At 49.5% G+C, this 11,309-nt stretch carries 13 protein-coding genes and 2 pseudogenes; 5 read left to right on the top strand and 10 right to left on the bottom strand.

Annotation, left to right across the window (positions count from 1 at the left end; all coding sequences use genetic code 11):
* Positions 1-155: 155 nt before the first annotated feature.
* The 6 genes from FOV68_RS22900 to FOV68_RS22925 all read right to left on the bottom strand — a co-directional run bounded on the left by FOV68_RS22900 (position 156) and on the right by FOV68_RS22925 (position 5,291).
* Positions 156-644, bottom strand: a complete 489-nt coding sequence (locus FOV68_RS22900) for a cold-shock protein (RefSeq protein ID WP_010257735.1) — start codon at positions 642-644, stop codon at positions 156-158.
* Between the two features lie 336 nt (positions 645-980).
* Complete coding sequence (locus FOV68_RS22905) at positions 981-1,226, bottom strand: YmjA family protein (protein WP_010672163.1); 246 nt, start codon at positions 1,224-1,226, stop codon at positions 981-983.
* 121 nt (positions 1,227-1,347) lie between these two features.
* On the bottom strand, positions 1,348-2,076 hold the full coding sequence (locus FOV68_RS22910; RefSeq protein WP_031594062.1) for a proteasome-type protease: 729 nt from the start codon (positions 2,074-2,076) through the stop codon (positions 1,348-1,350).
* Between the two features lie 79 nt (positions 2,077-2,155).
* Entirely contained in the window at positions 2,156-2,938 is a 783-nt protein-coding gene (locus FOV68_RS22915) for a transglutaminase family protein (RefSeq protein WP_031594063.1), read from the bottom strand.
* Positions 2,935-3,861: an alpha-E domain-containing protein gene (locus tag FOV68_RS22920; protein WP_031594064.1), complete on the bottom strand. Its 927-nt coding sequence runs from the start codon at positions 3,859-3,861 to the stop codon at positions 2,935-2,937. The genes FOV68_RS22915 and FOV68_RS22920 overlap by 4 nt, the downstream gene beginning before the upstream one ends.
* The gene (locus FOV68_RS22925; RefSeq protein ID WP_045139728.1) at positions 3,855-5,291 is read right to left on the bottom strand and encodes a circularly permuted type 2 ATP-grasp protein; all 1,437 of its coding nucleotides are present in this window, start codon (positions 5,289-5,291) and stop codon (positions 3,855-3,857) included. Before FOV68_RS22925 ends, FOV68_RS22920 begins: the two co-directional genes overlap by 7 nt.
* 144 nt (positions 5,292-5,435) lie before the next feature.
* Between FOV68_RS22925 and FOV68_RS24645 the strand changes: the two are divergent.
* Positions 5,436-5,570: pseudogene (locus FOV68_RS24645) on the top strand (TonB-dependent receptor plug domain-containing protein); the annotation flags it as partial.
* Between the two features lie 6 nt (positions 5,571-5,576).
* Positions 5,577-5,738: pseudogene (locus FOV68_RS24650) on the top strand (colicin I receptor); the annotation flags it as partial.
* A 134-nt stretch (positions 5,739-5,872) separates the two neighbouring features.
* Here the strand turns inward: FOV68_RS24650 and oxlT are convergent.
* From oxlT to FOV68_RS22945, 3 genes are all read right to left on the bottom strand, one after another.
* Complete coding sequence (gene oxlT / locus FOV68_RS22935; RefSeq protein ID WP_143991644.1) at positions 5,873-7,147, bottom strand: oxalate/formate MFS antiporter; 1,275 nt, start codon at positions 7,145-7,147, stop codon at positions 5,873-5,875.
* A 454-nt stretch (positions 7,148-7,601) separates the two neighbouring features.
* A complete protein-coding gene (locus tag FOV68_RS22940; RefSeq protein WP_143789977.1) occupies positions 7,602-7,898 on the bottom strand; it encodes a contact-dependent growth inhibition system immunity protein in 297 nt (98 codons plus the stop codon).
* Between the two features lie 7 nt (positions 7,899-7,905).
* Positions 7,906-8,727: an RNase A-like domain-containing protein gene (locus FOV68_RS22945; protein ID WP_143991645.1), complete on the bottom strand. Its 822-nt coding sequence runs from the start codon at positions 8,725-8,727 to the stop codon at positions 7,906-7,908.
* Positions 8,728-9,351: 624 nt separating this feature from the next.
* On the opposite strand from FOV68_RS22945, the gene FOV68_RS22950 reads away from it, so the two are divergent.
* The 3 genes from FOV68_RS22950 (at position 9,352) to FOV68_RS22960 (ending at position 10,848) form a co-directional block, all read left to right on the top strand.
* A complete protein-coding gene (locus FOV68_RS22950) occupies positions 9,352-10,206 on the top strand; it encodes a DUF6387 family protein (protein WP_143991649.1) in 855 nt (284 codons plus the stop codon).
* 99 nt (positions 10,207-10,305) lie between these two features.
* Entirely contained in the window at positions 10,306-10,512 is a 207-nt protein-coding gene (locus FOV68_RS22955) for an AlpA family transcriptional regulator (protein WP_143991646.1), read from the top strand.
* A gap of 12 nt (positions 10,513-10,524) precedes the next feature.
* Positions 10,525-10,848 (top strand): hypothetical protein, encoded by a 324-nt coding sequence (locus FOV68_RS22960; protein ID WP_143991647.1) that lies wholly within the window; start codon positions 10,525-10,527, stop codon positions 10,846-10,848.
* Between the two features lie 94 nt (positions 10,849-10,942).
* Here FOV68_RS22960 and FOV68_RS24105 read toward each other — a convergent pair.
* A partial coding sequence (locus tag FOV68_RS24105) for a hypothetical protein (RefSeq protein ID WP_186289774.1) occupies positions 10,943-11,309 on the bottom strand: 367 nt, incomplete at its 5' end.

Genomic DNA, 11,309 nt, shown 5'->3' on the forward strand with positions numbered 1-11,309 from the left:
GGAGAGCAGGACGGTTTTATCCGCCAGAGGAACGCTTTGTCATGTATCAGCCCTGTGGGCGGGGATTTCGTGTCAGAGAAATGTGCCTGAAGTGCAGGCTGGCAGGAGGCTGAAGGCCGAAATCCTGCCAACAGAATTTCGGCCCGCCTGCGGGATTACTTCAGGCCTTTAAGCACTTTAACTGTGCTTTCAATGTCGATCTCATCTTCAGAGAAGATCAGTGTCGTACCCTGGAAGGTGGTGACCGCCAGCTTTTTCAGCGAGCGCATCTCATTGGCGTTCGGGTCAGTTTTCGGCCGGATATTATTCAGCAACAGACCCACTGACAACACCGCGTTCTCTTTATCGACACCGGCGTCGACCGGCACTTCTTCGTTGTAGACCAGATAAGACTTAATCGAGGTGATCTTGAGCCGCTCGCCTGCGATATAGATGTATTTGCTTGTCGGCGCGACCTTCACCGCATAGGCGGATAAGCCCTTGTTGTTGGTGGTGGGTTCAAACGTCACCGCCGCATCTTTCTTGATCAGATCAGGATTGGCGACCTTAATCACATGAAAATAGCGGTTATCACCGTTTTCATCTTTGATAAAGCCAAAACCTTTATCTTCAAACCAGGTTGTGATCGTTCCGTTCATCGCCATTTTTGCCTGCTTAATCTACTCAGTTTTTTACAGCGCGCAGTGTAAAACACAATGCCTGCGCAGACTATATAAGTCTGGATGATAATTTTCAGGTGCGCCAGAGGATGTGGGGCGGAAGGGGACTTTGTGGCTGGTTAAGGCGAGAGCGATGGAGTGTGTAGCGGCAGATAAAGACGAAGTGATGGGTTGGTAGAGCAGGTAACGAACATCAGCCACGTGAGACACGTAGCTGTCAGCATTGTGCGTTGTTACGGGAATACCGGCGGGCGAATGCGGTACTGAGTCAGGCAGATCAACCGGCGAACTGCGTAAAGCTCGTCTGCCGGTGAGTGTTTGTTACTCGTTGCCCCAGCGGTTCAGGAACTCGGCAATTTCATCAATACGCTGCTCATCGATACCCGCTTCACGCGCCATATCCTGCTGCGACTCTTCACTGATCTCTTCGTTGTTCATCAGGCGGGTGATCAGCAGCTGGAAGTAGTGCGCCAGCGGGGTACGTTCAGCCTCGCTCACCGGCTTAGCGGACTCCGTCGCGTACTCATCTGCGACATCATAGTATTTGAGAGAGATTTCGTTATTCATAGGGTGTCCGCAGAGTTGAGTTTGGGTTTAAGCGTTGGCAGGGCGTTGTGGCCCGGCGTAGAGGGGTATTATTTCGTGTTTGGGTTGGGGCTGTAAAGGGGAACAGGGCACACGAGTCTGACTACAGAACCAGCGGTGGTAGCTGTTTGAAGGTGCTGACTAAGCCTTCTCCCCAGCCTTTACGGATAGTCGTGAAGTAGGGATGGTCTTCGGTAATGCGGTATTGCCGGGCATCGCTGAAGCTATCACAAGGGTAGATCATGACGTCGAGCGGCAGGCCAACAGACAGATTACTGCGCAGGGTCGAATCCAGTGAAATCAGCGCGCATTGCATCGCTTGCTCCAGAGACATGTCGTAGTGCAGCACCCGGTCAATTATCGGTTTGCCGTACTTGCTTTCACCAATCTGGAAATAGGGCGTATCGCGAGTTGCTTCGATGAAATTACCCTGTGGGTAAATATGGAACAGACCAATATCATCCCCGTTGATTTGACCGCCGAGCAGCAGGTTGCAACTGAAGTCTGTCGTACTGCCATTCTGTTGTGCCTCACTGTCACGCTGGATCACCTCACGAACCGTCTCTCCTACCAGTGAAGCGGCCTCGTAAAGGCTGGAGGCATTCAGCAGATTGGGACAATCGGCATTCCTGCTGCGGTGTCGCAGCAGACTGATAATGCTTTGAGTGGTCGCCAGATTCCCGGCAGTCTGAAGCACCAGCGTACGATCGCCGTCCTGATGAAATACATGCAGTTTACGGAAGGTGGAAATGTGATCCACCCCTGCATTGGTACGTGAATCGGATGCAAAGACCAGCCCGGATGACAGGCGCATGGCCACACAATAGGTCATACCACACTCCCCTCAAAAAAATGTGCACGCCATCAGCGTGCATGAAGTTTTCACCATCAGCAAGTCGCTACAGGTCAATCTACATCATTTGTACGGCGGCAATCGCGCACATATCTTCGTATCCACCGCCAATGCGTAAACCGCGCACCGGACAGGCATCCAGGTAATCAATACCCACAGCAAGCTTAAGATGTTGATCAGGTATACGGGTATTGTTGGTAATGTCAAAGCAGTGCCAGCGGTCTTCCACCCAGACTTCGGCCCAGGCATGAGTCGCGACATGTGCAGAATCTTTGCTGTGCAGGTAACCGCTGACGTAGCGTGCCGGTATATTCAGGCTACGGCAGCAGCTCAGAAAGACATGAGTATGATCCTGGCACACTCCGCTACCGGCGGCGAAAGCCTCAGCGGCACTGTCGGTCACAAGGGTAGAGCCAGGGGTGTAAGGCATCCTGAGCAGCAGGTCTCCCATCAGATTTTCCAGGGTGGTCAGAATCGCCTGGGGTTGATAATAGCGCAGGGCAAAAGCCTGAATCGCCGTATCGGGCTGGGTCAGCGGACTGTGGCGCAGGAAAACTAGCGGCGACAAATGCCCCTGCGCCTGATCTTCAATGCCGTGTTCAATCTCCACCACGCCATGTGCCTGAATGGTGATGGACTCATGCGGTTCATCGAGTGTCAGCACATGCATGATGTTGCCGAAGGCATCAGTGGTGCAAACCGCCTTATCCGGTAAGGTCAGTTCCCAGGATAGTATGCGTTGATGAGGCGATTCCTGAGGCGTCAGCCGCAGGTACTGGATACTCCGTTGCACCGCCTGGTCGTAGCGATAATGCGTGTTGTGCTCAATGCTAAGTTTCATTGCGCCTCCAGATAAGTGTGATGAATACTTTCGGCGATCTCGTTTAACTGGGCGAGAAAGGCTTCCAGCCAGTTGTTCAGCCCGATTCTGCTGAGGTCTTTCATGGAACTGAAGCGCAGCTCGGCGTGCAGGATGTGCGCCAGGCGGCGTGGCTGGTTTGCACGGCCACCTATCAGCTCCAGTTGCTGAACCATATCGTTGATACACGCCAGCAACGAACGCGGCAGCTCGTTGCGCAGGATCATCAGTTCGGCGATGGTCTCACGGCTCAGCGGCTGCTTATAAATACTATGGTAGGCTTCGCGCGCGCTTACCGCCTGCAGTAGTGTGTCCATGCGGTAATATTCGCGCACCGGATCGTCATCAATATCCATCAGCCTGTTTTTCACCTCCAGCAGACGGGCGGTGCCATCAGCCCGTTCCAGCAGCGTCCCGAGACGAATAAAGTGCATCGCGTCGCTGCGGAGCAGGGTACCGAACATGGCACCACGGAACAGATGAGATCGCTCTTTCACCCAGTCAAAGAAGGCATCGGCACCGTCTGAGCCTATGCCCTGACGGCGTATCGATTTCATCGCGATCCAGGTGGCATTGATACATTCCCAGACTTCGGATGACAGACTGCCACGTACCGCATGCGCGTTGTTCCAGCCCATCTGCAGGCAACTAAAAATGCTGCTGTAATTCCGGCTATCCAGGGCGAAAAAACTGACCAGATTGGGCATCGTCAGTGTCGGGTTGGTCTCAGCATACAGCTCGCTGGTGCTGGTCAGGTTGAGCGGTACCAGCAAATCATGATTACCCCCGTTGCGGATTGGCATCATCGACAGCTTGTTGGTGACGTCCAGTACCCTGGCGATATTTTCTGCCCGCTCCAGATAGCGGGCCATCCAATAGAGTTCACTGGCTGTCCGGCTCAGCATATATCATCCTCCAGTACCCAGGTGTCCTTGGTTCCGCCGCCCTGTGACGAATTGACGACCAACGAACCTTCCGTCAACGCGACGCGGGTAAGGCCGCCGGGCACCAGTCGAATCTCCGCACCACTCAGCGCAAAGGGTCGGAGGTCGATATGACGTGGTGCCAGTCCGTCGTTGACAAAAGTGGGACAGGTGGACAACGCCAGCGTGTTTTGCGCGATATAATTCTGCGGACGAGCCAGCAACAGGTCACGGAAGTGGGCGAGCTCAGCTTTGTTCGCGGCGGGTCCAATCAACATGCCGTAACCGCCAGCACCGTGAACCTCTTTCACGACCATTTTTTCGAGGTTGGCCAGCACATACGACAGCTCATTTTTATGTCTGCACTGCCAGGTTGGCACGTTGTTGAGGATCGGTTCTTCCTGCAGATAAAAGCGCACCATATCCGGTACGTAGGGGTAAATAGATTTGTCATCAGCCACGCCAGTGCCGATGGCATTGGCCAGGACGACATTGCCAGCCCGGTAAACCGACAGCAGTCCCGGTACGCCGAGCATGGAGTCCGGGCGGAATGCCAGCGGATCGAGGAAGGCGTCATCAACCCGACGATAGATCACATGTATTCTGCATGGCCCGGCAGTCGTGCGCATGAACAGCATGCCATCCTTAACGAACAGATCGGCGCTTTCAACCAGTTCAACGCCCATCTGCTGGGCCAGGAAGCTGTGTTCGAAGTAAGCGCTGTTAAAGCGGCCTGGGGTCAATACCACCACGGTGGGATCGTTAATGGGTGAGCTTTCGCGAAGCGTTTGTAAAAGATGCGACGGATAGCGTTCTACGGGAGCAATGCGTTGCTGCGCAAAGAGTTCCGGATAGAGCCGCATCATCATTTTACGGTTCTCCAGCATATAGGAGACGCCGGAGGGGGTACGCAGGTTATCTTCCAGGACGTAATATTCGCCATCACTGTTGCGCACCATATCTACGCCAACAATATGCGCATAGATATCACGGTGGAGATCAACGCCTTGCATACAGGGTTGATACTGTTCGTTAGCCAGAACCTGTTCTGCCGGAATGATTCCCGCCTTCAGAATATGTTGTTCATGGTAGATATCGTAGAGGAAGGCATTGAGTGCCTGCACACGCTGGCGAATGCCGGCATCGAGCATGGCCCATTCGGCGGCCGGTATAATACGTGGCACGCTGTCGAACGGGATCAACCGCTCAGCACCATTATCGTCATCGTAGACATTGAAGGTAATACCTACCCGGTGAAACAGGAGGGCGGCTTCTTCCCGCTTGCGCTGTATAGCCAGGTGATCAGCCTGTTGCAGCCATTGCCAGTAGGCGGCGTAGTGGTCACGGTGCTCACCTTCAGCCAGAAGCATCTCATCAAAAAAGGGTGAAGCGGAGAGATTGATATTCAGCATCGTCACCTCGCAGACGTTAAAGGCTGTCAATCTACCCAAGCATAAAGTGTGCCAGCATCTGAAGAAGCGAAACGGTGCAAAGACGTAGTGTTGCAACGTCCAAAGCCCTTTTTTGGTGCAGGCCCAGCGCGGGAGTGTCTTAATATGGCGCTAAATGTGCCGTGGTGGACAAAAAAACACCTTCGCCATAACGATTCCGATATGAGCTGGATCCCCGCGGAATCGATCAAACGTATCGAAGTAGTGCGCGGGATAATGTCGTCCTTATACGACTCCGATGCGCTGGGCGGATACTCCATCTGGAATACAGGCGGGTCGTATAAGGTGAGTAAAACGGTAAAGATCCGCGCAGGGGTTTTGAATCTGACCGATAAAAATCTCAACCGTGGCGACTATAGCTATAACGAAGATGGCAGCAGATATTTCGCTGCGGTTGATTATAGTTTCTGGCGTAATGTTCTGGCCGGGACGGTTGAGGTCCCGGCTGTTTTCTGTGTCCGCAGTCTGACTGACGGGATATTTTCACTGGCACTGCACGTAGTGGGGAAGCTGTCTTACGAGCTTTGTTCACTACCCGATAATCAGTGTGAAAGATTACTTTGCGCGTGCAAGAATCGCGTACGCCATGGCTTGAGCACCAATAACGCCAGACCGGCGGTGATAAAGTCGAAGGTAATAGCGCAGCCAAAGACCAGGTGCCAGTTATGGGTGTGCTGATACATCAGTGCCGCCAGCGGACCGCCAAAGATTGCGCCGATACCCTGTGAAATATACAACCAACCATAGTTCGCTGAAGCATTTTCACTGCCAAAGGTGTCGGTCAGTGTGGATGGGAACAGCGAGAAGATTTCACCCCAGCCAAAGAACACTACACCTGAAAGCAGTACGAATAGCAACGGATCTTCGCGGCAGGCAAGCCACAGCGTCATCGCAACACCTTCCAGCGCGAAGGCAACAAACATAGTATTTTCGCGGCCGTAGCGGTCAGAAATAAAACCAAACAGTGGGCGTGTTAAACCGTTAGTGAAGCGGTCGATAGTCAGCGCCAGGGGCAGCGCGGCCATACCGAAAATTACCGCCTTGCTGATGCCGAAGTCTTCGGCAAAAATCGCCATCTGCGAGGTCACCATCAGTCCCGATGTCGACATCATGGTCATCATGATGAACATCAGCCAGAACAGTGGCTGGCGCAGCATTTCCCCGGACCTGAACTGGCGCTGGTCCGGCACAGGCGACGGTATTTTGCTGACCGACATCGTCATGCTGGTTTCAGGCAGTCTCAGGCTTTGACTGGCGAGAAGACCCACGGCGGCAAAGAGCAGGCCAAATATGGTCATTGTCTGTTCCAGCCCGTAGCTGTTTAGAGAAATGGAAATCGGGAAGGTGGTAAAAATTGCCCCCATGCCGTAGCCCGCGGCCACGGTTCCGGCGGCAAAACCGCGCTGCTGTGGAAACCACTTCATTACCAGTCCCACCACGCCGATATAAACAATACCCGTACCCAGTCCGCCAAGGCAGCCATAGACCAGATACAGTGAAGTCAGGCTATTGACCCGGGCGGCGATTACCCAGCTAAATCCCGCCATTAGTGTACCGATAGAGATCAGCAGACGTGGACCAAAACGCTCTACCAGTCGACCCTGGAAGGGTGAGAAAAATGTCTGCAGAATAATCAGCAGCGAGAACGTTACCTGTAGTTCCGCCAGCCCGACGCCGAGTTTAGCAATCATAGGTTTGGTTAACAGCGTCCAGACATACTGCGGACTGGAAATTGACGCCATGCAAAGTAATCCAAGCAGAAGCTGTACCCACTTGCTGTGTTTCGCTATTACCACCGGTTCGCTCATCGAGGCCATTGTCTGTCTCCAAAATTACGCTTTGCTCTGCTTAACCACTTTTTTGTCGTCGCACGTATTCAAACTATTACCTTCAAATGCTCATTCTCCTAAACCATCCCGATACGCAAACATGTACGTAATGCGATAAAGCAGGATGTGTGCCAGTTTCAAAAAATGACTAAATTCAATTGGTAACGGAATTAGGGGCGGGATAAATGTGATGGGGTGCAAAAAATGAGTGCGCTGAGATGGTGCGTGGGAAGAGGGTCGCTGGCTAGTCAGAAAGGTCATCCGGTACATTCTGATATTCGGGGTGATACACAGAAAGACGTTATCGGTAAACGATGACTCGGTGTTTGAAATGTTCGGATTGAGGATACAAAAAAGCCCGCAAGGCTTGTGCCGTGCGGGCTTTCAGGACTTCGATGATGGTCTGGTAAGTATCAACCAGGAAAATATCCTCCTGAAAGCCTCATTTCTCTGACGAGATCTGGCGAACAGTGATCAGGAATTCATGAGCCGTGGTTTCCCAAAGTTCAGGGGCAAAATCAAACCCATATCGTTTCCTGAACTCCTCTTCGACACCGTTACCATATGCGGAGATAAAATCATCAACTTCCTCGATGAGATCGTTGAGCATCCAGTCTGGTGCTGACTTTTTGAATAGCCGCACTATGCCCTCGATCGTATCCTCGCCATCATTGATGATGCCCGCGTCCTGATTGAAATAACCGAAAATCAGTTGGTCAAGAAAGTGGAAGTTTTGCATTTTGTACCTATAGATCCGGGAATGCTGTGAGAATGTAAAAGGGTTTGCCGTTATATTGCTGAAACTCGATAACAATTCTCACATTTGTCATGACTATTCGCTGGTTACTCCCGCGCCGGAAACCGAAGCCAATCGCTTTGCCAGATACATTGCGAATAGTCAGTCTGGCTCCCTGCGTGCCTCCGCCAAGGACAGATTTTATAACGTCCCGATTAACAAAAAGCGCTTTCGATATGGCTTCTTCAGCAACCTGTAGGTTGGTAAAGGTGGTGGCATACTGCAAACGCTTATTCGCTTCAAAGCGGGCTAATAGTTCTGCATCGCTTTTGCCAACATGTGTGGAAAGCGTATGCCCGCCGGGTTTTAAACCCGTGATTGACTCATGCTCAGTGAGTTTGATGCGGCCAGCCCTTACTGCGGCTACCCGGCTTGCGCCGATGCCAAGTGCAAATCCCAGTGGAACAGCGATATCGACAGTCAGGCCGATTTTCATCGCCGTATCGTCATCTGCTCCAAAGAATTTGGCAATTGCTGTTGCTGCCTCGTATGTTGCCGTGCGAGTGTCTCTGCCCATAATGAGCTGATTTGCAGCAGCATTAATGCTATCGAGACTATGCGCGCCGACGACAATACATCCTGCTTTTGTTAATCCGGTAGGTTCAGGTGCGATACACAGAGCAGTTGCACCAGCCAGTTCGAGTGAACCCATGACAAGCCCCACCCCCCCGAACAGGCGGTTACTCATTGTTTCCGCCTCTGTCACTGTCTTATCAGAGCGCGCGGCCGCAAGCTGAACAGGGGACATCGCGATCTTTATGCCATCATCCATAATGTGACCTCATATGTTTAAAAGATAAACAGCACGATTGTATCCTTTCGAACAGATCTTACAATTTTAGAACCATCAATTATGTGAGTAAAAGCTGTTCAAACTGTTCATGTATCGCAGACTGTTGAAGGCACTGCTGGGCGTGTCATCCGTGCCATGACTGCTTTCCGTCCATAACTGGCACAGGGTTTTAGTCCATACCAGAGCGTGTACCTAAATGTGTACCAATTATCACTGGATTAAGAGGGAGGGTTTCGGAAGACTACAGACACAAAAAAGCCCGCAAGGCTTTCACCTTACGGGCTCTCAGGACTTCGATGATGGTTCTGGTAACCATCAACCAAGAATTTGGTGGGCTGGCGTCTCTGTAATTGAGCTGTTATGTATTTAATAAAAATAAGGATTACTTATTTTAAAATTATATAGAGGCTCTAAAAAGGGACCAAAAAATATAATGAATGTTATTTATAAGTCTGAATTAAATCTTTTACATCTTTTTATAAGATAGTCGTTAAGAGTACAGCATTCTGACATGTCATATGAAGCGGATTTGCATATGGCTATAGCCTGAAGCCGCAATCTCAGTAATGATTATGGTTCAAGAATATGGCTAGGGGCAATGTGGTGAAAAATTGGTCTACGGAAGACACTAAAGCCGTCAAAGCATGGCTAGACATTGAAAACTACAAACGATTTGAAGAAATCACCCTGAATCGTTTGTACTATGAACTTTGGGCAAGAGCCCTCCTCTTCAAACCATGGCCTACAGTAGAAGAGAAGATCGGCCTCGGCGGATATATGAGGCAAATCTTTAGGGGTAAGCCCTTCCTTTTTGAAAATGAACAGCTCAATTCCATGCAAAACGGGCAAGCTCTTCAAAGCGTTCCTCACGTCTTCATTACTGATATAACCAGACTTGCTGAACTAAGTGTAGCTGGCCTGAGGGCTAATTTGTTCACGTGGGAGAAAGGTAGCGACGAGTACTGTGTCAATCTTCCAGACCATGAGGACTACGTATCGACGGTTATGTCAGTGATATGTGAAAAGACAGTCCTTCTGGAGATAGACCTTGCGAGCGGAACTGACGACGAAATTGCTGAATCAATAAGAACGGCGCTACCGCAATGGCGCAAAGTCATAGGAGTGGAGGAGAAGCCGTCAGGCACAGTTCGCTTCGGCTACGGGACGATAAAGAAGATTATCACCTACAGGCTAATCGCTATGCTCGATGTGCTTCTGTGGGCAAAAATGAATGATCTACGCCTCTCAGACGACAGGCTGTCGAGACTGCTGTACACAGACGAAGACGATGAGGCAGTTATTCGTCTGCACTACCATATCAAAGACGCAGACAGACCCCTTGCGATGAAAGCTGCAACCATAGATTTCATTAGGCAGTTCAACTTCTTCATAAATCGAAACCCCCACCTAAAAAACATGAGAGTTTCGGAGGTCATGAAACTCTCGGATTCTAACTGACCTATCCTTCAGCGATTCTGTTGTCTTGATTCGCACTAACCTTCATCTTCATATCTCCCTTACATTTGCTCTCGTCGAAACCGCACCGAGGAGAGCAACATGAAAACACAAAATACGAAACTAATCCGTTTACCTGCTGTGATTGAGAGGACTGGCTTTAGCCGTTCCTGGATCTACGAGTTGATTAATCAAAAGCAGTTTCCTCAACCTATCAAGATTGGCTCTCGTGCGGTGGCGTTTATTGAGAGTGAGATTGATCAATGGATTGAGATGTTAATTTCTAAATCACGAAACGAAACCATTTAAGAGGGATTTAATATGAAGCTAAACGATTTTATTAGTACTAATAAATATTTTAAGTCTATGAAAAAACAATCATTTGATAAAAGATTCGATCATGATGCAGTTACAGCCATGTGTAATGATGAATTTTCTAAAAGCATTGCTTTCTGGTTGGGAGAATATCTCTCAGGAAATATAAAGGGTGCAGTATCTACTGTTTTTGAATTTGAGTTTAAATTACAGTACGCAGTCTTTTCAATATGGATGACTTTGTTTAAGCAGAAAGAAGATGTTGAGAATCTGGCCAAAATGATCCTTTTGTTTAAATCTGAACATGAATTCAAGGGTTTTAAGTTGTAAGATTATTTCAAATAAATCGTATTTTTATAGGTTTAATTTAGCAGTGATAGGAATGGGGCCATGTATCATATGCATGGCCCTTCAAATAAATGAATTACAACCTATCTTGCTTTTTTATAGTTTCTGATAGTGGTTCAATCTTCGAACCTAATCCTTTCTGTTCATTTTTAATTCTTTGAGTTAAATGTTCGCTTCTAAGATCGGCAACACGTGATTGAATAGACTGGAAGTTTTCGAATTGTGGTTCTCGGTCGAGAATAGATTTCTGACCAAAGCCATAGCTGATGAGTTGAGATATTGAATGTTTATCATCAAGATTATTATCGATTTTGTAGTCTAATAAATATTGGAAGAAATCAATGAACTCCTTTGCTGATAACTCCAATAGGTAGCGTTCGTAGAACTCGAAGGAAGATGATTCATGTAATTCATGCAAGATTTCATTTTCATTTGCAGGAAAA

It is taken from the genome of Pantoea sp. paga, from assembly GCF_007558755.1.
Classification (GTDB): domain Bacteria; phylum Pseudomonadota; class Gammaproteobacteria; order Enterobacterales; family Enterobacteriaceae; genus Pantoea; species Pantoea agglomerans.

Coding starts and splice junctions, on each gene's coding strand:
- FOV68_RS22960 (WP_143991647.1), top strand. CDS start 10,525: ATGAAGCTAAACGATTTTATTAGTACTAATAAATATTTTAAGTCTATG.
- FOV68_RS22915 (WP_031594063.1), bottom strand. CDS start 2,938: ATGAAACTTAGCATTGAGCACAACACGCATTATCGCTACGACCAGGCG.
- FOV68_RS22955 (WP_143991646.1), top strand. CDS start 10,306: ATGAAAACACAAAATACGAAACTAATCCGTTTACCTGCTGTGATTGAG.
- FOV68_RS22910 (WP_031594062.1), bottom strand. CDS start 2,076: ATGACCTATTGTGTGGCCATGCGCCTGTCATCCGGGCTGGTCTTTGCA.
- FOV68_RS22920 (WP_031594064.1), bottom strand. CDS start 3,861: ATGCTGAGCCGGACAGCCAGTGAACTCTATTGGATGGCCCGCTATCTG.
- oxlT (WP_143991644.1), bottom strand. CDS start 7,147: ATGGCCTCGATGAGCGAACCGGTGGTAATAGCGAAACACAGCAAGTGG.
- FOV68_RS22925 (WP_045139728.1), bottom strand. CDS start 5,291: ATGCTGAATATCAATCTCTCCGCTTCACCCTTTTTTGATGAGATGCTT.
- FOV68_RS22945 (WP_143991645.1), bottom strand. CDS start 8,727: ATGGATGATGGCATAAAGATCGCGATGTCCCCTGTTCAGCTTGCGGCC.
- FOV68_RS22905 (WP_010672163.1), bottom strand. CDS start 1,226: ATGAATAACGAAATCTCTCTCAAATACTATGATGTCGCAGATGAGTAC.
- FOV68_RS22940 (WP_143789977.1), bottom strand. CDS start 7,898: ATGCAAAACTTCCACTTTCTTGACCAACTGATTTTCGGTTATTTCAAT.
- FOV68_RS22900 (WP_010257735.1), bottom strand. CDS start 644: ATGGCGATGAACGGAACGATCACAACCTGGTTTGAAGATAAAGGTTTT.